Origin of the sequence: Barnesiella sp. (assembly GCF_022723415.1) — a bacterium.
Lineage (GTDB): Bacteria > Bacteroidota > Bacteroidia > Bacteroidales > Barnesiellaceae > Barnesiella > Barnesiella intestinihominis.
In genome coordinates, this window is record NZ_JAIJHU010000024.1 from 18877 (window position 1) to 42485 (window position 23609).

The window sequence follows — 23609 nt, forward strand, 5'->3', positions numbered from 1 at the left end:
ATTGCATAATTGGAAATAAGCCATTACTTTTGCAACGCATTTTTAACGAATGCAATCTTCTTCAGTAGCTCAGTCGGTTAGAGCATCTGACTGTTAATCAGAGGGTCGTTGGTTCAAGTCCAACCTGAAGAGCCGATTTTGATATTTTTATTCTTCAGTAGCTCAGTCGGTTAGAGCATCTGACTGTTAATCAGAGGGTCGTTGGTTCAAGTCCAACCTGAAGAGCTTCGGGAGTTCGTTCGTAAGACGAACTCTTTTTGTTCAATCAAACCGATAAATCATGGACGATTCAAACTCACGAACGTACACAAGTAGTATTAACATCTCCCGTGGGAGTAAGTGAGATTTGATGTCGAATCTTGCGGGCTCCCTTCGGGATACAAAAAAGAAAGGAGCAACGCAATGAGAAAGTATCTCTTTTGTGAAGCAGGTTTTATCGAAAAACCCAATTGGCTTCCCAACTGCTGGGTAAATGTCGAATGCCCTACACCCGATGATTTCGATTTCCTCGAAAAAGAATTGAATGTACCGGCTGCATTTTTACACGATATTGCCGACACCGACGAACGTCCCCGTATCGATTCGGAAGGAAATTGGTTGTTGACTATTTTACGTATCCCCATCTTCGTAAAAGACAACAACATTACCTATACGACCGTACCTATCGGGATTATTACCAATAACGAAATCATCATTTCGGTCTGCTATCATTCGACAGCCATGATCCCCGATTTCATCGAATATACCCGACGTAAAGGAATAAATGTCCCCAACCGATATGAACTGATTCTCCGTCTGATATACTCTTCTTCCGTATGGTTTCTCAAATACCTGAAACAAATCAACAACGAAGTCAGCACAGCCGAAAAAGAGTTACAACAAAGCATACGTAATGAAGACCTTCTCCGTTTGATGAACTTGCAAAAATGTCTGGTCTACTTCAACACGTCTATCCGAGGAAATGAGGTAATGATAAGAAAATTGCCCAAAATATTCAATGAGAAGGATTACCAAAATCCCGAACTTTTGGAAGACGTGATGATAGAATTGAAACAGGCCCAAAATATGGTGAACATTTACAGCGACATTTTAACCGGAACGATGGATGCTTTTGCCTCCATCATCTCGAACAACGTCAACACCATCATGAAACGCATGACCAGTCTTTCCATCGTTCTGATGGTTCCCACTTTGATAGCCAGTTTTTATGGCATGAACGTAGACATACACATCGAAGAACTTCCGCACGCATTCTCTTTAATCGTTTGTTTCTCCGTGCTGTTGTCTGCTTTGGCCTTCATTGTATTCAGAAAAATCAAATGGTTCTAAGATATTTTCTCGGATAACGGTGGAGTACCACCGTTATCCGAGAGCTTGATTCCGAAAATTATAAAAACACCCCCGAAACAGTACCCGATTATGAAAACCAGAACACTTTATATCTCCGATTTAGACGGGACTCTACTCAATAGTAATTCGATCGTAACCTCCCATTCTGTCGAGAATATCAACCTTTTACTGCAAAAAGGTATGCTCTTTACGATAGCTACGGCTCGAACACCAGCTACGGTCGTTCCCTTACTGAAACAATTACAGCTCGACCTACCGGTAGTACTCATGAACGGAGCCGTACTCTACGACATACAAAACAAACATTACATACAAACGAATGGATTCACCGATGACTCGGCCCTCCGTTACATCTCGGTACTCGAAAATAGAGACTTGATCCCCTTTGTTTACCGAATCGAGAACAATAAACTCCAAGTGTTTCACAAACCACTCGTAAACAATATACAACGGGATTTTAAATACAAGCGGGAAAACACTCCTTATAAAGATTTTATACCCACCGACAACTATACGGCCGAACTGACCGATAATCCTCCCCTATTCATGCTGGTCATCGACCGTTTCGACAAACTCGAAACAGCAGCAGCCGAAATAACCCGTGCCGGAAATTGTAGTGTGTTCTGTTATCGCGACATCGCTGTTCCCGACTATGGAAATCTGGAAATATATCCCAAAGGAGTTTCCAAAGCAGCGACAGCCCAGCTTATAATCGACCGAATAAATCCGTGGGAAGTCGTAGCTTTTGGCGATAACCTCAACGATTTACCCCTCTTTAACTTGGCAGACCGCCGATATGCACCGGTCAATGCTACCGAAGAAATCAAAAGACAAGCGACGGCTATCATTCCCGACAACGACCACGACGGAGTAGCTCGATTCCTTTGCGAAGATTTTCTATAAATCGCCCTTTATTTATAAATAAAATATAGATATATTATAAATAATATAGAGCAATTATATACTAAAAATCAATTACTTATCGACAGCATTATTTTGTCTAGCCATTTCCGCCTCTACTTGTGCTCTCGATTTACTGGTTGTCACCACATAAACACCCAAGAAAACAAGAAGAATGGCAAAGCCCTTTTTCAAATCAAAGCTATCCATTCCCCACCAAACAGCCAACAAAGAAGCGACTATCGGCTGGGTATAATTATACATGCTTAAAATAGTCGGTCTCAAACGTTTTTGTCCGATAGAAACCAACATATAAGATAAAAATGTAGCACCGAATACGACAAAAAACAAATCGAGATAAATCGTGCCGCTAAGATCGGAATATGGGATGCTCAACAAATCGTTTCCCCCGAGCGGCAAACAGCAAATCGTAGAAAACAAGAACATCCACTTCATCAAAGTCACAGGTGTATACCGGCTTATCAAACCCTTAAAAGCCACATAATAAATAGCAAAACTGATTTCAGCGACCAAACAAAACAAGTCTCCCATAACCCGGCCACCCGAAAGCCCTTCCGAAACAGTACCCGCTCCGTTCAAAATAAGCATTAAAGCTCCCGAAAGCCCCATAAATACACCCACAACCTTCTTGCCGGTCATAGGCTCTTTCTGGATAAATGCAGCCAATATCATGGTAATAATAGGAGCCAAAGAAGCGACGACCGAAGCATCTATCGGCGTCGTATAAGACAATCCCAACACAAAGAAACCTTGATTCAATGTTATCCCGAACAAAGATGCTACGAAAAGCAAAAGCAAATCTCGTTTAGTAATCGGCTCCCGAGGCATAAACAAAGAAGCAATCCAAAAAAGAATCGCCGCCCCGGCCATACGCATGTTGGTTAGCGAAAACGCCGAAATCGTTCCGGTCAAAAAGATTGCTTTGGAAATAGGCGACATAATTCCCCATAAGAAATTTGCCGTGAACATAGCCGAATGGCCTTTTAATTTTTCTTTCATTCCCTTGCTGTTATTTCGGGCGCAAAAGTACAAATTGTTTCCACAATAAAGATTTTTCATACGACTTTTATTTCTCCGTCTTTTTCCGTTCACACAATAAAGAATTATCTTTGCAATAAACCGAGGAAACAGGCAAGCCACGGCTCAGCCCCGATAAACCGCCACAGTTCCCTCATGCACGACATTCAGCAAAATATTCACCTAAAAACAATACACATGAAATTCAAAAGTCTTATTTTTATAGTTCTTGCAGCTTCTATGACTTGTACCGACATTTACGCAGAAAACAACCGCCCCATCGACATAGCTTTATGGGAAAACGGGCCGTTAGAAAAGAATGACGATGAAGGAAAAACATACGACGAAAACGTCAGAATCTATCGCCCCTCGATCAAAGTCTTTCTACCCGAAGGGAAAAATACAGGACGAGCCGTCATCATGTGCCCGGGAGGAGGATATGCCCTTCTGGCCTACGACCACGAAGGATATGCCTATGCCGACTACTTCAAACATCAAGGCATCGCCCTCATTGTCCTCAAATACCGCATGCCGCACGGAAACCACAAAGTCCCCATGTCCGATGTTTGCGAGGCCATGCGGGTCGTAAAATCCCATGCTGCCGAATGGAAGATAAACCCCGATGACATAGGAATTATGGGCTTTTCCGCCGGCGGACACTTGGCTTCCACTTTCGCGACCCACTATCCGGCAGAATTACGGCCAGCTTTCCAAATTCTCGTTTATCCGGTAATCTCTATGGACGAAACGATAACTCACAGCGGGTCGAGAGAAAATCTCATCGGGAAGAATCCGAGCAAAGCACTCATCGATTACTATTCCAATGAGAAACACGTCAACGCAGAGTCACCACGGGCTTTTATCGCCCTCTCCGATGACGACCGAGCTGTCCCTGTCGAAAACAGCCTCCGTTATTACAAAGCCCTGCATCGATATCAAATACCGGTCTCATTGCATATTTATCCCACAGGAGGTCACGGCTGGGGATATAATGAGTCGTTCCGATTCAAAAAAGCCGTTCATGATGAACTTTCCGATTGGTTGCGTTCATTTTGAATAAGCTCCAAACATGAAAACAAAAGCATATTTTAATTGGAGCAGCGGTAAGGACTCGGCTTTGGCCCTATACAGAGCGTTAAACAGATTCGACATCAAAGCGTTGCTTACGGTTATCGACTCTACGAACAACCGCATTCCCATGCACGGAACCAACCTCGACCTATTGAAAGCACAATCTCAAAGCATAGGAATTCCGCTCGTTACCTGTGACATAAATACCGAATATTCAGAAGATAAATACAAAATATCTTTACAAGAAATCATAGACAAATTCAAAAGTCAGGAAATTTCCACTGCCCTATTCGGCGATATTCATTTGCTGGAATTAAAAATCAGCAGAGAAGAAAAATGCAGACAAGCAGGATTAAAAACAGATTTTCCTTTATGGAACAATTCACCCCAAGAGCTATTACATGAATTTATAGACTCCGGTTTCAAAGCCATAATCACCTGTGTCGACGGTAGTGTACTCGACAAAACTTTCGTCGGCAGAATAATAGACTATGATTTTATAAACGATTTACCCGACGGCGTCGATATCTGTGGCGAAAACGGAGAGTATCATTCATTCGTTTTTGACGGCCCTATCTTTAAAGAATCCGTTCCTTGTCACTTGGGCCCTGTATCGTATAAAGAATATCCTTGTCAAGATCTGAAACAGAACACCGGATTCTGGTATATCGACATCTACAATGCTCCCTAACAAAAAAATCTACAAGAGGATAACGACTGCATTGTCGTATCCCCTTGTAGAATAGCATTACAGGAAAATCGGCTTAGAGAGATTTCTCAATCCTCGGCCCGTATTTTTCCAACAAATGACGAGCTGTATCCAACAACGAACCCTCCCTGTGTATCTGAATAGGAGTAGTACTATCTACCCACTCTTGCTCAAAAGTCGCAAGCCGGCTCTTCAATTCATCTTTATTCAACTCTATTCCTTTTTCCGCCGCACCGATCACAGCATCAAAATAAATTTCCCATCGTTTGGCATAATAATCGTTCAGAAGACCGGCCCATGTACGACTCGCATAATCGTTCAAACTACCGCCCCATGTAGTTATTAAATTACGAGCATTTTTCTCATAATAATTTTTCAATTCGTCGGTATCGCCCAAACTGCGGGCATCTTCAATCCATTTATCCAACGATGCCCGGTTGTGGAAAGAATTCAACAATTCCAAATCGGACAGTATCTCTCTCATTTCAGAAGCCTTTTCTTTCAACCCGGGAACATTCCGTTTCTTATAAAAACCGTCAAATTCTTTTTTCACGTCCAAAAAATAATTGCCCAAGAGTTGACGACCTGTCATAATCACATCTATCTCGAATGCATCTCTGTCGCAAGACGGAACTTCCAATAAAAGCTCCCACACCCGCAGCAATGTAGCGTTATCATACTCGTTACTGATCCGTTTATTATAGTTATCTCCCAATTTCGGCCGATATCCGGGCAAAATACCTAATGTACGGGGTACTTGTACAAAAACATCTTCAAACAATATCTGCCAAGCCTCGCGTACCGATTCTGAAACGGCTCCTACATGCCTATCCGCCAAACGCTCCACCCAATCCTTTCCATTCACATCTATCGTCCACGCTTTCTCAAAGATATATTCATAAGGGAACTGATTGATATCCAGTCCTTCCAATGTAGAGCCTATACCTTTTAAGTTGTCTCCTCCATTTATCAAAGCGTTATCGAGCCTGTCACCGCTCTCTTTTACATTTCCGGTCAACGTGGTATTACCTCCAAAATTCCCCAAATAACACCAGATATAAGGCTGCCCATGAAATTTCTCCGTACTTTTCCACAGCTCTACATTTTCACAATGATAATCCAACAAAACCAATTTATCGGACGGAACCCCGGTCAACAGAGCTTTCACCCGAGGTGCTGTCCACAATTTTCGATCGTGATAAAACATCCATGTCATTTGCAACCACACGGCATCGGGGTCGGCAGCAGCCAACGATTTATACATATCCGAAGATACCTGTGCCAGATATTCGGGCTCCCAGCTCGGCGGATCCACCTCGTTAAAAGGATCCACACCATAAATATGGTCTGTCCCGAACATCTTTTCCTGTTCTTCCAAGAAACTCTTTTGAATCTCTGCAAAAAGCGGTTCTTCGGGATTCAAGAAATGACAGCGATACGAATCGCCGAAACCCGCCCATTTTCCCAAATATTGAATATTGGCATCGGGGTGAATCCGTTTCAAGGCAGCCGGCACATGCCCTGCAAAAGCGGGCAATACCGGCGTCATGTTCAATTCGCGCTCACGAGCCAAGATCTTTTTCTGCAACTCGGCCTGAGATTCCAACCATTGCATGGGTAACGGCCCGTTCCAGCCATCGATATTCGCCATGCGATGCCACGGTAAATAAACCGGGCCCGTAAAATAAGAACGAATCTCTTCATCGGTCAGCCCTATTTTTTTCCACACTTTATACCACACCATCTCTTGGCCGGTTATAGCTAATGGCATATTCACTCCGTTCAACGCCATCCAATCGATAAAACGCTCCCAGTCCTTCCATTTCCAAAAAGGCATGGAATACCCGTAAGTACAATAATTCAAGAAAAAGCGATTATCCACTTTCGCTTCTACGACGACCGGTTTTTCCACCATAGGTAACACATCGGGCATTTCGACCGGAATATCGGCATACCACGATACAGTCGTCAGACAATAATATTTCAAATAATAATTCAATCCGGCAGCCATCGAATTAGCGTTATTCCCGCTAATGTGGATTTTTCCGTCCTTACTTTCCAACGAATAGTAATCCCTATCCTCCTCAGGAACTATCTCGAACACGAATCGATCGGCATATTGGGGGATTAAACGATGAGTAAGTTGTTCCACGGCCAACACATTGCGATCCTTCGAGGAACAAGCCGTCATTCCCAATAGCATAAAAAACGAAGCAATAAAAAATAGTTTTTTCATCTTTCTATAATTTGATATAAATATGCTTTTTGTACAAGAAAAAGGCAATGAGCCAATTAAACATAAGAAAGGCGAGCGCATAGGCCAAACTGCCTCCGTAATTCCCGAAAAGAGGCTGCCATATCCCTTCGAACGATATTGTCGTCCATTGGAGTTTACGGAATAACCCTCCGGCAATTTCGCTGAATATATAAATCGATAACGGATTTACGCCTACTACCAAGAACGGAAACGACCAACGCGTCCTCTTCGAATCGTCGATAATATAAATGAGTGTCGCAAAAATCAGAGAGGTGATACCGCAAGTTACCAAAACGAAACTCGGAGACCACAGCCGTTTGTTTAAAGGAGCGGCATAGCTCCACAGATACCCGATAACGAACATCGATGTACCCCAAACCGCCAACTTCACGATTTGTGAACGTATCTCCTTCTCTCCGACGATAACTTTTCCGCAAAGAAATCCTATCATCACCTGAGCTATTGCCGGAATCGTACTCAATATCCCTTCGGGGTCGACGAATTGAGCTCCGCCCAAATACATATGAGATTTTCCCAACACGGCATAATCGACCATAGAGACAATATTCCCGGCACATTTCTCAAATCCGTTCCCGAAAAGTTGCAGCAAATAATACCCGACAAGCAAAACGGCGATAATCGTCGGGAACAAACGATGACGAACAGTCACAGCCAAAAGAGCTACAATCCCGTAACAGATTCCCAGTCGCTGCAATACACCCATAATCCGTAAATTTTCAAGCGTATTGTATTCACCGGTAGCAATAAACGCCAAAATCCATTTGAGGGAGACACCCGACACGAAAATCAATGCCGTGCGCCGCAGGATTCGGGCAATCGAAACCCGCCAATCGAAATTCGATTTATTGAGCGACAAATAAATAGAGACTCCCATGATAAACATGAAGGCAGGAAAAACAAGATCGGCCGGTGTAAATCCGTCCCATTTCGCATGTTTCAAAGGAGCATATGCATATCCGCACGCTCCTGCATTGTTGACGAGAATCATACCGCAAACGGTAATACCCCTCAACACGTCCAATGAAACCAACCGTTTAGAAGTGCTCGTCAACGACATATCCAATACATTATAATCGAGAATAGAGTTAACACGGCTCCGATAAGTGTTTCATAAGGAATCAGTTTCAACCGGTCTCTAAACGTCAAATCGCAAACCCCTCCCGTAGCATGGAAAAACGACCCGTGAGGCAAATGATCCAGTACGGTAGACCCGGCATTAACCATCGCCGCACCCCATATCGACGAAACGCCCACTGCTAAAATCGTATCGGCAAAAGAGGCAGAAGCCAACGTAGCTCCCGCCGTAGTCGAAGCCGTAGCGGCAGACATTAAAATACCGGAAATAGGAGCAATCATATCCTTTCCCATACTCACATGATCCAACATGGCCAAGATATAATCTTTCAAAGTCGAATCTTTAATCACACCGGCAATAGTCCCTGTACCGATCAACAACACGGCTATCACCGACATTTTCTGTAAACCGAATTCGATACTCGGCAATGCATTTTTCCATTGCCGCATACATATCAATCCGCACAATCCACCTGCCGGAAGAGCTACCAAAGGGTCTACGGTGATACCGCACAAAGGTCGTAAAGCCAACAGGAAAATAGTCACGACGGGAGCCACCAAACTACTCCATAACGAAGGTAACCCATCGTCGTGTCCCATCTCTTCCCCATCGGTATGAACCTTACGAGGTTTCACCGGGAAAAAACGGGCTATCACGAACACGGTAAACAACAAACCTATTATGGCCGGTATAATATTGGCAAACATAACCGAGGGCAAATCGGCCCCAAAATTCTCGGCCGCAATAATCGTGTTGGGATTGGGCGAAATAATATTTCCGCTTTTCCCTCCACCTATCATCACAAGCAGCAGTTGCGGAGTAGGAATCCCCAACCTCCGACCGATAGACAATGCAACCGGAGCTACCGTTATCACCGCTACATCGATAAAAACGCCTACCGCACACAACAACATCGTGGCAAACGCCAAAGCCAAATAAACACGTTTCTCACCCCAAAACCTGATTATCGCATTTGAAATAGTCATTGCAGCCCCTGTTTTTATCAGAACACCCGACAATACCCCCGCCGTCAGAATACGCAACACAGCCGAAGAGACATCTTTCACGCCCTCGGTCATCGACACAACGACTTCCTCTAAGGAGAAGCCTCCGGCCAAACCACCGATCAAAGCGCCCAAAATAAGGCTATAAGCCGGTGAAACTTTCTTGATTATCAAGAATATCGACACCAGCAATCCGATTAATGCACCTACCGTACTATCCATGTGTCCCTATTTGAATGGTTCGCATAATCTGTGTGACGACCTGCCTTATATTCTTCAAAGCAAAATCCCGATCCATTGCTTCCTGCAAAGATACCGGAGCCGTCTGTATGGAAAAAATACTGGCAAATCCCATCTCATTCAATATTTCGCATGCCTCCACACAGCCGCCTATGGCAATTACCGGGACAGCCTCCTCTTTCGCATAACGCAAAATTCCGCCCAACGCTTTGCCCATACCGGTCTGTTTGTCCAATTTCCCTTCACCGGTAAAAATCAAATCGGCTCCCTGTATCGTCTCCCTGAAACGGAGCATATCCAAAACAATATCAATCCCCGATTGTAACTCGGCATTCAAGAATGGCAGCACGCCGCCACCCAAACCTCCGGCCGCACCGGCTCCCGGAATTTCCGAAATATCCATCTGCCTCGTCTCCTTTATCACTTGCGCATAATGAATCATTCCCTTTTCCAAAAAATCGACTTCATCGGGAGAAGCACCCTTTTGGGGAGCATAAACAGCGGCAGCTCCGCGACTACCGTAAAAAGGATTATTTACATCGCAAGCTATCGTAAAAGAAGTTTCACACAACAATTTGTTAGCCGAAGAACCGTCCACCCGGGCAATCTTCCCCAAACTTTCGCCAACAGGAGGAAGCTCCTCGCCCCGCTCGTCCAAAAAACGATAACCCAACGCCGCCAACAAACCGATACCTGCGTCGTTAGTAGCACTGCCGCCGATACCCATGACAATGCGACGACACCCCCGCTGCAACGCATCGGCAATCATCTCGCCGGTTCCCCATGTAGTCGTGAGCAAAGGATTTCGTTTTTCTTGCGGAATCAAAGGCAAACCGCTTGCAGCTGCCATTTCCAATATAGCGGTCGATCCATCAGAAGTAATTCCGTATGCCGCTTCCATCGGATTCATAAGAGGATCATGAACACGGCACGATACCCGCTCGACGGACATATTCGAGCAAATCGCCTCGACTGTACCTTCACCTCCGTCGGCCACAGGCACTACCACCACCGCACATTCGGGAAACACGTCGATAATCCCCTGCCGCGCAGAGGCTGCGATCTCCTGCGAACTCGCACATCCTTTGAAAGAATCAAAAGCCAAAATTACCCTTTTCATCACTCTCGCTCCAAAACATTCCAAAGTTAATAAAAATAAGACCTATTCCCCTTTATATCGTTCGACCAATTTAATCGCGCTTTGTAACGGATCTTCGAATGACGTAGAGGTATTGTGCCACGGAGCTTTTATCCAATTTTCCTCCCAACGGTCCAAATCGGCCCGCTGTTCCGAAAAATACAACTTCATACGGGGAATATAATAATCCTTTATCAACCCGCTCCAAAACCGGGCGGCATAATCTTCTTGGAAACCACCCCATGTCGTAATCAACCGCTTGGCATTAGCCTCATAGGCATCTTTCTCCAAATCCGTTTTCCCCCAATCGCGGGCCATATCCACCCACTCTTCCAGTCGATACAACGGATGCGAAGCCAACAACTTATCCACATCTAAAAGAATCTCGACCGAACGATCCAACTGCTGCATGGCCGCCACTCGGTTCCCCAAAGAATCTTCTTTCAAAGCCCGCTTATAACAGTCATCAGCTTTGGCGGCCAAATAATAAGAGGCATATTCAATGGCATCATTCACATACAGCGGCGACGATTCCAAACTATCGGCACACGACAAAAACAGTTCGACACCTTGCAAGAACGAATCGCTCACGTCCAACTTACTGATTCGGCGAGTATCCGGGACAACCGTTTGCCAAGTAAACCGGGGGTAAGAATACAACGAGCTATAAACTGTTTCCCTGAACTGCTGCCAAGCACTATCCATAGCCGCCGGGCAACCGCCGTAACGAGCCTTACAATAAACAGGCAACCAAGAATCCAAATCTATCGAATCGCCTGTCCAACCCATATCGGCCAACAATTCATAAACGACCTCGTTATTTTCAAGCCCTTCGGGAGCAGAACCGAACCCGACCAAATTACCGGCATTCGCACTATGCAAAGCTTCGGCCGAAGAGGTCGCATACATCTGCAAATCGCCCGTCATCGGAGTCTTTCCCCCAAAGTTCGGCACATAACTGAATATCCATTTTTTCCCATAAAAACCATCATGATTTTTCCACGTTTGTTCAGTGCCCCAAACCCATTTCGGATAATCGTTTCCCAAATCGATAATAATCATTTTATCGTCGGGAACCCTGCTCAACAAAGCCTGCAAGCTAGCCTTGTCCCAAAAATCGTGTTGATATCCGAAAGTCCAGCCTTGCGTTACCCAAACGGCATCGGGATTACCGGCCGCAATCGAATGATATATAGATTCGCCGTATTGTGCCAATAACTTGTGTTTCCCGTCATCGTCACCCTCGGCGACAGGCAATTTCATCTCATTGAAACTATCCGACAGATAGTAAGTATTTTTCCCAAACTCTTTTTCCCACTCTTCGATAAAAAGTTTTCCTATCTCCTTAAAGTAGGGAGTCTCGGGAGGCAATACATAAGCGTTGTATTTTTCATCGAATCCGCCCCATTCCAAATGTTTGAATTGTATCTCGGGGTGTCGTTCGGCAAACGCAGTAGGTACAAAACCGGCAAATGCAGGAGCAATAGGCTCCATACCCAGTTCACGCATTCGATTCAATATCTTGTGTTGCAGTTTTATCTGCTCCTTTTGCCAACCGTCCGTAAGCGGGCCGTCCCAACCATTCAGATTCCCCATACGATGCCACGGCAAATGTGCCGGGCCGGTAAAAAAAGCCCGTATATCCTCTTCTTTCAATCCCATTTTCAGCCACACTCGCTCGGCAATCGCCTCGCTCGCTACGGTAGCCAACGGCATATTGACTCCCCGCAGAGCCATCCAGTCGATTTCCTTTTCCCAGCGTTCCCAATCCCAATACGGAGTTGTATAACCAAAGGTACACACATTCAAGAAATATCGGTACTCATACGGCGTAGTCTGCTTTTTCAAAACAAAATCGGGCCAAGTCTCAGGCAACTCCATACGCTCCCCGCTCCATGTTTTCATCGCCGAGCAAGCCTCTCGTAAATAAGTATGGAACGCATAACAAATAGCCACCGAGCTGCTGCCTCTCAACGTGAGAATACCGTTTTTAGCCTCTACCTCGAAAGTCTCTTTCCCATTCTCAGGAGCTATCTCCTCCAACTGTATATCGGCCGCTCTCTCCCCGATTTGCCGCTCGATTAAATCAAAAGCGGGTTGTATTATGCCGTCTTTCTCGACCGAAGACGAGTTACAAGCACACAGTACGATACAAAAAAGCACAAACAAACTACTTGATATGTGGTATTTCATGGAATTATTTTTTTAATTAAACCTATTACCGAATAAAAATCGTGTCATGAACCACTTACAGACCCGATATTCTATAATATCTCTTGTAAGAACAGAAGCAACTCACGACACGATTTTCATGAACCTATACTCTATCTATCACTTTATGATAAGTTTCTGTATCGCTTTATCAACAACGATCAAATAAACACCTTCTTCTATCGGCAATTCCAAAGCCGAATGATTGGCTATGATTCCTTCATAAACCAATCCGCCGGTCATACTGTACACCTTAGCGGTAGCAGCTTTATCCAACCCCGTTGCATAAACGATATTCCCATTATTCCAAATGCGAACAACATCTTTTACATTTCCTGTGATACCACTCAAAGAAGAGTACTCTACGGCTCCCACCGAAGGAGTAGCAGGACGCGCATTACCCAATTGATCGACCGTGGGAATCTCCACGCCATCTACCACGGCGATACCTGCACCCGAAGCAATACTGTTTTCTGCAATCATCGCAACCTTCATATCGCCCGAAAGAACACTCGTCTGGTGATTATAGCTCTCATCTCCCTCGTCCCACGGATTTTGTTCGGTAGCGGCGAAAATGACATCGCTATCGAAATTAACGGCTTTATTCGAACCGTCGGCAAAAAAACCGTCAGAAGCAGCTACGTATAAATTGTTCTTGCAAACCGGTAATACAGTTTGGGGCAAAGGTTGGTTATTAGCATCGACTTGTCCCGCCATATAAAAGGCAACTATATCGAATCTCGATTCGTCGTCCATCCACGTATTGCTATAATTTTCAGCAAACAAATTGTTCACGAAAGTAGGCTCCATAGTAGTGGTAGCCTTCGACCATACGCAAAGCGCACCACCGTTGCTTCCCAAATTACCGACAAACGTACAATTTACAATAACCGGAGAAAAAACATCAACAGCGGTCGCTGTCTGCATATAAATAGCACCACCACGATCGTCTGCTATATTATTGGCAAATGTAGAATTAGCAATATAAACACGGGGAGAAGGATTCTTTGCCGTCGCATTTACACCTATGGCGCCACCCGCTGCCCCTTCATTTTCCACGAAAGAACAATTTTCAACACGCAATTCCGAATCTCCATAAGCACAAACAGCACCGCCTCCATAAGAAGCACCGCATCTGTTTTTGAGGAATAAGGAATTTTTCAAAAAAGCATTGGAACCACTCACCCTTATCACGCCGCCATTATTGACTTTACTGCTAAGAGGTTCGTAATTATTCGAAAACTGACAGTTATTAGCATTCAGTGTCGAATTGCCACTCAATCGGATAGCAATATTCTTAAAACCGTCGATGATAAGATCGTTTAATGAAATCTCAGATGCTTCACCGACCGTAAACAACGATTCCAACCCTTTTATGGTTACTCGTTTTCCATTCTTTTTATTGATACCGTTAAAAGTTAGTTTCTTTCCTTTGATGGCAATACCGGTTCCTTCACCGTAATCCAACACTTCTCCATCGAAATTAAACTCGATGACACTGCCCGATTCGGCATGTTCAATCACATACACCAACCCACCGGCTGCTACCGGGTCCATGTCGGCCGTCGTTACTTCCAAAGTTTGTGCAAACATCGTACTTGTACACAATGCAAGTACACACGTTAAAAATGTAACCTTCTTCATAATAATTTAAAAATTTAATGGTTAATATAGATATTTAAAACTGCTATTCTGATAAGCATTAGAAACTCGAATAACATAAAGTCCATTTCGAGAACCTTCCGGTAAAACTATATTCGTTGCATTATCTACATTTTGTGTCTTTACCAATTTTCCCGATATGTCATAAATATTCACCTGAGACGTTGTTTTGAGATTACTAAGCGAAAAACCGTCGGCACTCCTGATAAGGTTTATTTCCTGCAAAGAAGTAGCGTCATACACTGCACTCCCCTCGGCTTCGATAGTAACGAATACAGGTAAATGATCCGATACATCTGAAAGTGTCAGACCCGGTTCTTCGGTAACGACACCCGTCTCCGTGGTTGTATATTTAAGAGAATCATCGGGTCGATAAGAGATAATCATATCTATGCACGACGTAGGGTCCTTAGCCGGGTAGGTATATAGAGCCGTATTGTTCAGTATCGAAAATCCATACTCTTTGAAAGTCACCATTGCCCGATAAGTAGGCTGAGCATTGAAGTCGCCAGCGATAAAGACAGTCTTATCACTTTGCCGTGCAAAGCGGATAGCCCATTCTGTCGCAGTATCTCGGTCATCGGCATTAAGAGAATAATGCGTACAAAGGAAATAGAAGTTGTCAAATTCGGCAATGAGAAAACCGCGGGACTCCTTGTCTTTCGAAGTATCCGATGGGGCAAAAGACTGGGTTTTCACCGATATAGGTTCTGTCTTCGATAAAATACCTATGCCATAATAAGTCCCCACCAAAGCAAAAAACTGCGAATGCATGCCAGTAGATTCGGCCAGTTCGCTTAAATAATCATGATTAAAGATACCTAACGAACGGTTATCGACTTCTTGCAAAGCCACGATATCGGGATTTTGCGTATTGATAATGGTAGCAATATCGGCCAACCTCGATGAGGTCATACTATGACCTTTAATGTTATAAGAAAGTAACTTCGTCGTTCCAGCCGATATAGAACCAGTACATAAACTTATAAACAAAATCAATATCGATAATATAAATACCCTTTTCATAACAAGAAATTAATATTTTACATACTCCAATTCTGTCACAATAGGCAAGTGGTCGGATAAAACAGACTGAACGGTTTGAGTTCTCACAATTTTCCACCCCTGTTTAGGTCTGGCGAAAATATAATCTATCTTTCTCTTGGGGTTCCAAGCGGGAACAGTAAAATCGTAATCGGTTGCCAAAAACCAATTTTCCAACATATTATACTTAATTTCCTTTGACGAAGGAGCTGTATTAAAATCTCCTCCTAAAACCACAGGGTATCGATAATCATTGAAATACTCGGTAATAAAAGCGGTCTGTGCTTCTCTCGTCTTTGGCAACTGATAATCCAAATGTGTCGATGCAAAACAAATCGTATCTTCGCCTATTTCAAACAGACCCTCTAACAGAGCTCTACGTTCTTGCGCTTTATTGGGCCACGGCAAAAAAGTTTTCTTCGTATCGATATAAGGGTATCGGGAAAGGATTCCTATACCATAATATCCACCCTTATAATCGATTGTTTTCCCATACACGCCAAACATCTTTGTAAAATATGCCAATTCCGAAATATAGTCACGCCCGATTTGATGCGGAGCTCTCTCTCCTCTATCGGTTTTACAATCTATTTCCTGCAACGCAACGAAATCGGGATTGAAAGACTTTATATGCGAAGCCAGTTCCTCCAACGATGCCAATTCTCCAAAACGAATATTATAGGTCATTACCTTTATTCTCAAAGTGTCTTGTGCATATACGTTTCCAAACTGGTATAAAAACACGACAATCAAAAGATATTTAAATGCTTTCATTTTCTACGGTTTTGAAATTTTCAACACAGAAATAATAGGGAGATGATCGGATGCATTTACCCCCGTAACGACAGTATGAGAAACAACATTAAAATATTCCAAAGGCCTGTAAGCGATATAGTCTATTTCCCGATTGGGCGCATTAGAAGGAATTGTAAAATTTTTCGGATCTGTATTCGTCCTGACAAATCCGGCAGCTTCCAACTTGCCGATAATCGAATTATCCGGTTTCGAATTAAAGTCCCCTCCTAAAATAATAGGAAAGTCACTTTTAGAAGAAAGTTCTTCCATCATAACGGGGAATTGTCTATCCCTTTCCGCCTGAGTAACGGATAAATGGATTACCGCCAAATAAACATCGATTCCATTGAACTTTATCTTGGCTGTCCCCAAAACGTTACTTCCCGTAATAGTCAGTCCATCTATCTCTTTCGGGAGATCATGATTTACGATTTCGCTCATTTGAAAAGAAGAAAGGATAGCTGCACCATAAGCCCCGCCCTGAAAATCTTTTTGTTTGAAAAAATAATAATACGGATAACCGGCCAATTCTGCCAATTCTTTAGCCTGATCCACACCCAAACTTCTTGTCGTTTTATAATCTACCTCTTGCAACAAAACTACATCTGGCTTTTTGCTTTTTATCACATTCGCAACGTTATTCACATCTGCGGTTGTTGTTTCACCCGATACACCATAATAGGGTGCACAGTGTTTTATGTTATAACTCATCACGACCAGGTTTTCTTTGGGTTCAGTGTTACCATCCCAACCGGCATCTCCTTGCGGTTCATTGGCTTTACTACAACCCATAAAAACCGCACTGATACTCATCATCAATATAAACACACGTTTCATCATAATCATATTTTATAGTTCATTAATATCCACACTATTAGGATTCTAATAGTGTGGATTAGAAATTCAACTTATTCCGGCCAACCGGGATTTTGACCCAACAGAGGATTTTTCATTCTTTCCTCATAAGGCACAGGCCACAAATAATGCATAGCCGGATCGAAATAACGGGGACCTCCTTCTGCTCTCGATTTTTCGTAAATCACATCGCCGAATTCATCGACTCCGGTATCGGGATAAGGATTAGCGCCCAAATCGTTCATACAAACGGTTAGACTAGGCCCTGTAATAGCCCGACCAAAACGCAATTCACCTTCTCTCCAACGCATTATATCTGCATATCGCATACCGTCGAACGAAAGCTCGATACGTCGCTCTCTCTTTATTTCGGTCCACAAATCGAGATTCCACTGTTGCAACTCTTTCAAATCCATTCGATGCATACCCACTCGATCTCTCAAACGATTAATAGTCTCATCGATTTCAGTTTGGGTCAATGTCCCGTTCATCTTATAAAGAGCTTCTGCATAAATCAAAAGAACCTCTGGATAACGAATTACGTTCAAATTGGTGTGAGACCTGTTGGCATTTCCGGCAATACTTATCTCATTGTATTTTTTGAAATAAAAGCCGGTTATCCCGTTAGCTCCGTTCCGGCCGGGTTGTAACGACGAGAAGCGTGGTAACTGAAATATATCGTTCGGACGGCGATATTCGGCATCTCCATCGTCACCGCCACCCCATTGATCACCGGGAGTAAACAACGTCATTCTCATTCTCGGATCCCTGTTTTGGAAATAATCGGCATAATGTTCCTCAGGATACTTATACAGAGGTGACGTTTTTATATCTGTACGTTTATAATACTCCAATCCCGGCTTAGCTGGCATACCATCGATACATAAATAAGCATCGACCAACGTTTTGGTAGGATTAAATCGAATAAAATCCACCGGCGAACAAGTCTCGTTCGACATGTTATTATTGCGAATATCATTCACATAGATACTGGAAATAATTGCTTCGTTATTATCTGGATTATTCTCTATATCTCCTTCGAGATGATACAATTTTTCATAATCATAAAGATCGTAGGGGCCATTGTCTATAATCTCTTTGGCAGCTTTGGCAGCAATATCATAACGTTCGTTTTGAAGGGCGATACGTGCTTTCATCGCCAAAGCTCCCCAGCGGTCTATACGACCTACATTATCTCCCGTTTGCCTTTCATGAGGTAATTTCGAAGCAGCCCAATCCAAATCGGTCATTAAGCTATCGATAACTTCACTTCGTGGAGTACGAGGTCCATAAGCTCCTTCGGACGTAATAACATGGTTAATCCAGGGAACATCTCCAAAAAAAGTCGTCAACATAAAATATACCCACGACCTTATGACCTTCACCTCGGCGGCATAGACATCTTTAACATCTTGGTCGATTTCGGCCCGATTGTAATTATCTAGGAAATTATTGCAAGTGTGAATATGTCCGTAAGAATATCTCCAATACGAAGTAAAGGGGAACCCATCGGTATAAGCATGTTTCCCTCCCGATACTTTTGAAAGTCCGCTGTTTTTATCACCCCATATTACAGTTTCGGCCGTAGACTCTGCCCATTTAATCAACAACTCATATTCAAATGTTTCATAACAAGGATACAATGCCGCGCGCAACTGCTCCTCCGTCTTCCAATAAGTTTCATTAGTCACGGAATCCTGAGGATATCTGTCTAAAAAATCATCGTTACATGAAACCAACAATGATGCCAACGGCAAAAAAGCCGCAATATATTTAATCGTTTTCATATGCAATGGTATTTATTAAAATGAAAGAACTAAACCGAATACGTATGTCTTTACTTGGGGGTAAACATCGCCCGAAGATTCCCGTACTTCCGGATCATAAGCACCGAAATATTTAGTGAATGTCAGTAAATTATCTGCCGACGCATACAATCGCAACCCCTCTATTTTCCATCGATTAAGAAGTTTTTTGGGAATAGAATAACCCAATTGTACATTTTTCAAACGCAAATACGAAGCATCTTCTTTCCAATAATCACTGAATAATAAATTATGAGATTGAGCTTGATACAGTCTAGGATATGTGGCATCGGGGTTGTTAGGAGTCCAGCGATCCAAATGTTCTACCTTAGGAATAGAATAATCGTTGATAAAACAGTGACGGGCTTCATCTGACAGATAACCATTTACTTTCCCCACTCCTTGGAAATAAAAACTAAAATCCCAATCTCTCCATTGCAACTGGCCTCTCAATGAATAGGAATAATGCGGATACGGATCGCCAAATACAACCTTATCATATTCATCTATTTCTCCATCTGGAATTCCACCGGGTCCAGAAATATCTCGATATTTAATATCTCCCGGTTGTGTTATAGCTTCTGCCGCTTTTGGAATAGCGAACTTAGGATTAATATACTTTCCATTACTATCGACACCGCCAAAGTCATCAATCTGTGCCAAACCATCGGTCAAATAACCATAATAAGCGTCGATAGGATCTCCTTCTCTACGAATGTTATTGGTTAATCGAGGTTCACTCGTTCCTAAATCGACAATTTTATTTTTGGCATCAGAAAGATTGAATAGCAAATTATATTTCACTTCTCCAATCTGGTCTCGCCAACCGATTTCAAGCTCCCAACCTTTATTTTCGATTTTACCCATGTTTTCATAAGGCAAATTAGCCGTTCCGGTGATTCCTACGACCGTAGGATAAACAGGTTTCACCAATGCATCGATATTATCTTTCTTAAACCAATCGAAAGAAGCGGTCAACCTATTATTAAAGAAAGTCAAATCTACACCGACATTCAACATTCTTATCGTTTCCCACTTGATATTGGCATTTCCCAATTTACTTTGTTGAAAACCGATATTCTGTTTTCCTCCGATCGGATAACTTTCTCCCGAATCAATAGGAGTCAAATATGGATAATAATCGCTACCCACATTCTGGTTTCCTAATTCACCCCAAGAAGCCCTCAGTTTACCGGAACTCAACACAGGTTCTGCAAACTGCATAAATTCTTCTCTGGAAAAATTCCAACCAGCCGAGAAAGATGGAAAATATCCCCAACGATTATCCCTAGCGAAGCGAGAAGTACCATCGATACGCATATTCGCTTCTACCAAATACTTTCCATCAAACGCATAATTCACACGGCCGAAATAAGAGCGCAAAGCCCAAGAACTCTTCGTACCGCTATTCGTAATATCCTCGGTCCCTGCATCGATCACATAAATGCCATCAAATGGTATTTTCTTACGACTCGCGCTTAAACTACTGAAATTATACCACTCTTGCGAATATCCCAACAAAGCCCCGATCTCATGTTTATTGATCTGCTTCTGAAAATTCAATGTTAACTGTAAGGTTTGAGTCAAAGCATCTTGATGTGCTTGGCTCACCGAATTTCTCATATTTTTATTAGCAGGATCGGGAGTCCCGTCTGAAAAATATTCCGGTAACGTAGGAGTAAACTTATCAGTTTCTCTGAAATAATAGTTCGCAGCATATTGTCCTCCTAAATTCAAACCGTCGATTATACGCAAATCCGCACTCACGATAGTATTCAATGTACGAGATTTTCTCTTTTCCTCTCCACCCTCTGTGGCAACATAAACAGGATTATTTATACTCCCGCTGGACCAATATTCGGTGTCTTCCCATAATCCCATCTCATTTTGTTGTTGCCATTTCACCGGTAACAGCGGAGACATACGTTGGGCTAAACGAAATACGCCACCAGTACCCGAAAATCCGGACGCATTACGGTAATAATCGACAAAACTGACATTCCCGTTTATTTTCAATCGATCGAAAACCTCTGTATTCACATTGATTCTTGCATTGTGCCGTTTTGTTTTAAATGCATCACCCACGACCAATCCATCTTGATCTAAATAACCGTAAGACATAAAGTAGCTGCTTTTCTCGCTTCCACCTCTTACACTTACCGAGTGACTCGTTTGCAACGCATGTTTCTTAAAAATTTCATTCACCCAATCTGTGTTCGAATATTCATTGGGATACATTCCCGAATCATATTTTTCAAAAGCATCCACATCATAAGGTCTGGAAAAACCGGCGGCAGACATTGCCTCGTTAGACAACTCCATATACTGCCGGCCTGTTACCAATTCCGGCAAAGCGGTAGGTGTTTGCATACCCACATATCCCGAATAGGTCAATGTAGCCTTCTCCTTTCGTTTGCCCTGCTTGGTTGTAATCAAAATAACCCCGTTGGCCGCACGAGCTCCGTAAATAGCGGCAGATGCAGCATCCTTCAAAACCGACACACTCTCTACATCATTGGGATTCAATAAATTCAAATCTCCACCCGAAACTCCGTCAATCAATATAAGAGGTGCGGTACTACTATTTATGGTACTGACACCACGAACCGTTATTGAAGGCACGGCTCCGGGCTGCCCAGACGAAGACGTAATGCTCACACCCGGCAATAAGCCTTGTAACCCCGCACTGACATTAGCGACGGGACGGTTTTCCAATTCATCTCCTTTTACCATAGATACGGCCCCGGTTACGTTCACCTTCTTCTGTACGCCATAACCGACGACCACCACATCGTCCAAAGAAACAGAACTCTCCATGAGAGAAACATCTAACACCCCGGCCTGCAATACCTCTTTTTTCGTTTCCTTATATCCGACATAAGAAAATTTCAAAGTACTACCCACGGGTGCGTTTAACGAATATTTACCGTCCAAATCGGTACTGGTTCCTTTCGATGATCCCTCTACGGCAACAGACGCTCCGATAATAGGCTCGCCGGTCACTTGATCTACGACAGTACCTTTGACCGATACGATTTGTTGCTCTTTCGATGCAGCTCCCGAACTGTCTTGTTCCTTTTGATTGTATAAAAGAACACTATTATCCAAGAAACGGAATCCGACATCTGTACCCTTAAATAGTTGGGTCAGCGCCGTCTGCAAACTCACATTTTCGACCTTCAAGGAAACGGTCTTGTTCGGGTCTACAAATTCCTTACTATATGCCACATTTACAACAGCTTGCTCCTTTATCTGTTCCATCGCTTGTTTCAATGTAACATTCTGAATGTTTAACGAGATTTTCTGTTGCTGAGCATAAGCAACCCACGGAAAAGCAAGACAAAGCCCTCCTACCACACACCACTTTCTGATGTATGGAAAAACGTATTTTTCCAGCATAAATTTTGAGTGTTTGTTAAGTTATTAGACTAATTATTTTTCTTTCACAGCATATACATTCTCCGATATTTCATTAAACTTAATTGGGGTAATGGCAGACATCATTTCAAAAATACCTGACAAATTGTTTAGCTTGCAGGTGAAATTATATGTGAACGCAGCTATCTTTTCACTGCGGATATCAAAAGAAACATCAAATTGTCGAGACAATGTAGTCAAGACCTCTTCCAAAGGAGCATTTCTGAATATCAATTTATTTTCCTTCCAAACAGAAGCATCTTTATAATACTCGTTCTTCATGACTTTACAAAGCCTACTTCCTTTTTCATAAATTGCAGTCTGGCCGGGAGCCATCTGATATGTTCCCGATTTTTCTGCATACGGATAACTTATCACTATACCCCCTTCGTCCAACGTGGTCGTAACCACCGAATCCGTAGGATATCCCGATACGTTAAAACTCGTTCCCGTTACACGGATATTCATTTCGTCTGCCTGTACCATGAACGGTTTAGATATATCCTTCTTTACTTCAAAATAAGCCTCGCCTACTAACGATACTTCTCTTTTATCCTTCGCAAATTGCTCTGGATAAACCAACTTCGAGTCTGCATTCAACCACACTCGCGTTCCATCTTCGAGCAATACGACCAATCGTTCTCCCTTCAAAGAACAAACCTCTTTATAGACAGGCTTCGATAAATCGATATTCTGATAAGCCAAATATCCGACATTCAACAATACCAATGCAATGGCACAAGCCCATTTACAAACCGTCCAGACATTTCGTCTTTCGCTTCGACCTATTCTCTGCGCCAAACTTTCATACACGCCGAATTTATCGAAATCCGGCACATCGCATCCTCCCATTGGCAAAGATTCGGCATTTAACAGCCGGTTTATATCTTTGTCGATATGCCCGGATATATATTTCAATATCTCAGAATCGGTCTGATGTCGTTTTCTAAAATGCATGTTTCATTGGCTTTCATTATATAATACTATATAAATTTCAAAAAGTATTATATACAGATA

At 43.0% G+C, this 23609-nt stretch carries 17 protein-coding genes and 2 tRNA genes; 6 read left to right on the top strand and 13 right to left on the bottom strand.

Annotation, left to right across the window (positions count from 1 at the left end; translation table 11 throughout):
- Window positions 1-58: 58 nt before the first annotated feature.
- The 4 genes from QVD32_RS06465 to QVD32_RS06480 all read left to right on the top strand — a co-directional run bounded on the left by QVD32_RS06465 (window position 59) and on the right by QVD32_RS06480 (window position 2253).
- Window positions 59-132: transfer RNA gene (locus QVD32_RS06465), tRNA-Asn, on the top strand.
- Window positions 133-151: 19 nt separating this feature from the next.
- Window positions 152-225: transfer RNA gene (locus QVD32_RS06470), tRNA-Asn, on the top strand.
- Between the two features lie 177 nt (window positions 226-402).
- Window positions 403-1329 (top strand): magnesium transporter CorA family protein, encoded by a 927-nt coding sequence (locus QVD32_RS06475; RefSeq protein WP_008863052.1) that lies wholly within the window; start codon window positions 403-405, stop codon window positions 1327-1329.
- Between the two features lie 90 nt (window positions 1330-1419).
- Complete coding sequence (locus tag QVD32_RS06480; protein ID WP_021891703.1) at window positions 1420-2253, top strand: HAD family hydrolase; 834 nt, start codon at window positions 1420-1422, stop codon at window positions 2251-2253.
- A gap of 72 nt (window positions 2254-2325) precedes the next feature.
- Here the strand turns inward: QVD32_RS06480 and QVD32_RS06485 are convergent, their stop codons facing one another.
- Window positions 2326-3270, bottom strand: a complete 945-nt coding sequence (locus QVD32_RS06485; protein WP_195241938.1) for a DMT family transporter — start codon at window positions 3268-3270, stop codon at window positions 2326-2328.
- 216 nt (window positions 3271-3486) lie between these two features.
- Between QVD32_RS06485 and QVD32_RS06490 the strand changes: the two genes are divergently transcribed.
- On the top strand, window positions 3487-4344 hold the full coding sequence (locus QVD32_RS06490; RefSeq protein ID WP_021891705.1) for an alpha/beta hydrolase: 858 nt from the start codon (window positions 3487-3489) through the stop codon (window positions 4342-4344).
- A 13-nt stretch (window positions 4345-4357) separates the two neighbouring features.
- Complete coding sequence (locus QVD32_RS06495) at window positions 4358-5050, top strand: Dph6-related ATP pyrophosphatase (RefSeq protein WP_021891706.1); 693 nt, start codon at window positions 4358-4360, stop codon at window positions 5048-5050.
- A gap of 73 nt (window positions 5051-5123) precedes the next feature.
- On the opposite strand, the gene QVD32_RS06500 is transcribed toward QVD32_RS06495, so the two are convergent.
- The 12 genes from QVD32_RS06500 to QVD32_RS06555 all read right to left on the bottom strand — a co-directional run bounded on the left by QVD32_RS06500 (window position 5124) and on the right by QVD32_RS06555 (window position 23549).
- Complete coding sequence (locus QVD32_RS06500; protein WP_021891707.1) at window positions 5124-7304, bottom strand: alpha-N-acetylglucosaminidase; 2181 nt, start codon at window positions 7302-7304, stop codon at window positions 5124-5126.
- Window positions 7305-7308: 4 nt separating this feature from the next.
- Window positions 7309-8403 (bottom strand): acyltransferase family protein, encoded by a 1095-nt coding sequence (locus QVD32_RS06505; RefSeq protein WP_021891708.1) that lies wholly within the window; start codon window positions 8401-8403, stop codon window positions 7309-7311.
- Window positions 8394-9647 carry a GntP family permease gene (locus QVD32_RS06510; RefSeq protein ID WP_287710166.1) on the bottom strand — a complete coding sequence of 418 codons (1254 nt, stop codon included), beginning with the start codon at window positions 9645-9647 and terminating at the stop codon, window positions 8394-8396. Before QVD32_RS06510 ends, QVD32_RS06505 begins: the two co-directional genes overlap by 10 nt.
- The gene (locus QVD32_RS06515; protein ID WP_021891710.1) at window positions 9640-10785 is read right to left on the bottom strand and encodes a glycerate kinase family protein; all 1146 of its coding nucleotides are present in this window, start codon (window positions 10783-10785) and stop codon (window positions 9640-9642) included. The genes QVD32_RS06510 and QVD32_RS06515 overlap by 8 nt, the downstream gene beginning before the upstream one ends.
- A 42-nt stretch (window positions 10786-10827) precedes the next feature.
- The gene (locus tag QVD32_RS06520) at window positions 10828-12996 is read right to left on the bottom strand and encodes an alpha-N-acetylglucosaminidase (RefSeq protein WP_021891711.1); all 2169 of its coding nucleotides are present in this window, start codon (window positions 12994-12996) and stop codon (window positions 10828-10830) included.
- A gap of 138 nt (window positions 12997-13134) precedes the next feature.
- Window positions 13135-14658 carry a right-handed parallel beta-helix repeat-containing protein gene (locus QVD32_RS06525; protein WP_021891712.1) on the bottom strand — a complete coding sequence of 508 codons (1524 nt, stop codon included), beginning with the start codon at window positions 14656-14658 and terminating at the stop codon, window positions 13135-13137.
- A gap of 21 nt (window positions 14659-14679) precedes the next feature.
- Window positions 14680-15702 (bottom strand): endonuclease/exonuclease/phosphatase family protein, encoded by a 1023-nt coding sequence (locus QVD32_RS06530; RefSeq protein WP_008863041.1) that lies wholly within the window; start codon window positions 15700-15702, stop codon window positions 14680-14682.
- A gap of 9 nt (window positions 15703-15711) precedes the next feature.
- Window positions 15712-16494 (bottom strand): endonuclease/exonuclease/phosphatase family protein, encoded by a 783-nt coding sequence (locus QVD32_RS06535; protein WP_021891713.1) that lies wholly within the window; start codon window positions 16492-16494, stop codon window positions 15712-15714.
- Between the two features lie 3 nt (window positions 16495-16497).
- Window positions 16498-17355 carry an endonuclease/exonuclease/phosphatase family protein gene (locus tag QVD32_RS06540; RefSeq protein ID WP_229033576.1) on the bottom strand — a complete coding sequence of 286 codons (858 nt, stop codon included), beginning with the start codon at window positions 17353-17355 and terminating at the stop codon, window positions 16498-16500.
- A gap of 68 nt (window positions 17356-17423) precedes the next feature.
- Complete coding sequence (locus QVD32_RS06545) at window positions 17424-19157, bottom strand: RagB/SusD family nutrient uptake outer membrane protein (protein WP_008863038.1); 1734 nt, start codon at window positions 19155-19157, stop codon at window positions 17424-17426.
- 15 nt (window positions 19158-19172) lie between these two features.
- Window positions 19173-22574: a TonB-dependent receptor gene (locus tag QVD32_RS06550; RefSeq protein ID WP_118687024.1), complete on the bottom strand. Its 3402-nt coding sequence runs from the start codon at window positions 22572-22574 to the stop codon at window positions 19173-19175.
- Window positions 22575-22607: 33 nt separating this feature from the next.
- On the bottom strand, window positions 22608-23549 hold the full coding sequence (locus QVD32_RS06555; RefSeq protein WP_046410600.1) for a FecR family protein: 942 nt from the start codon (window positions 23547-23549) through the stop codon (window positions 22608-22610).
- Window positions 23550-23609 lie beyond the last annotated feature (60 nt).

What these genes read in the sequence shown, in the direction of transcription:
- QVD32_RS06475 (WP_008863052.1), top strand. Translation starts at nt 403, where the DNA reads ATGAGAAAGTATCTCTTTTGTGAAGCAGGTTTTATCGAAAAACCCAAT.
- QVD32_RS06495 (WP_021891706.1), top strand. Translation starts at nt 4,358, where the DNA reads ATGAAAACAAAAGCATATTTTAATTGGAGCAGCGGTAAGGACTCGGCT.
- QVD32_RS06515 (WP_021891710.1), bottom strand. Translation starts at nt 10,785, where the DNA reads ATGAAAAGGGTAATTTTGGCTTTTGATTCTTTCAAAGGATGTGCGAGT.
- QVD32_RS06525 (WP_021891712.1), bottom strand. Translation starts at nt 14,658, where the DNA reads ATGAAGAAGGTTACATTTTTAACGTGTGTACTTGCATTGTGTACAAGT.
- QVD32_RS06545 (WP_008863038.1), bottom strand. Translation starts at nt 19,157, where the DNA reads ATGAAAACGATTAAATATATTGCGGCTTTTTTGCCGTTGGCATCATTG.
- QVD32_RS06480 (WP_021891703.1), top strand. Translation starts at nt 1,420, where the DNA reads ATGAAAACCAGAACACTTTATATCTCCGATTTAGACGGGACTCTACTC.
- QVD32_RS06520 (WP_021891711.1), bottom strand. Translation starts at nt 12,996, where the DNA reads ATGAAATACCACATATCAAGTAGTTTGTTTGTGCTTTTTTGTATCGTA.
- QVD32_RS06535 (WP_021891713.1), bottom strand. Translation starts at nt 16,494, where the DNA reads ATGAAAGCATTTAAATATCTTTTGATTGTCGTGTTTTTATACCAGTTT.
- QVD32_RS06485 (WP_195241938.1), bottom strand. Translation starts at nt 3,270, where the DNA reads ATGAAAGAAAAATTAAAAGGCCATTCGGCTATGTTCACGGCAAATTTC.
- QVD32_RS06490 (WP_021891705.1), top strand. Translation starts at nt 3,487, where the DNA reads ATGAAATTCAAAAGTCTTATTTTTATAGTTCTTGCAGCTTCTATGACT.
- QVD32_RS06540 (WP_229033576.1), bottom strand. Translation starts at nt 17,355, where the DNA reads ATGATGAAACGTGTGTTTATATTGATGATGAGTATCAGTGCGGTTTTT.
- QVD32_RS06510 (WP_287710166.1), bottom strand. Translation starts at nt 9,647, where the DNA reads ATGGATAGTACGGTAGGTGCATTAATCGGATTGCTGGTGTCGATATTC.
- QVD32_RS06500 (WP_021891707.1), bottom strand. Translation starts at nt 7,304, where the DNA reads ATGAAAAAACTATTTTTTATTGCTTCGTTTTTTATGCTATTGGGAATG.
- QVD32_RS06550 (WP_118687024.1), bottom strand. Translation starts at nt 22,574, where the DNA reads ATGCTGGAAAAATACGTTTTTCCATACATCAGAAAGTGGTGTGTGGTA.
- QVD32_RS06555 (WP_046410600.1), bottom strand. Translation starts at nt 23,549, where the DNA reads ATGCATTTTAGAAAACGACATCAGACCGATTCTGAGATATTGAAATAT.
- QVD32_RS06530 (WP_008863041.1), bottom strand. Translation starts at nt 15,702, where the DNA reads ATGAAAAGGGTATTTATATTATCGATATTGATTTTGTTTATAAGTTTA.
- QVD32_RS06505 (WP_021891708.1), bottom strand. Translation starts at nt 8,403, where the DNA reads ATGTCGTTGACGAGCACTTCTAAACGGTTGGTTTCATTGGACGTGTTG.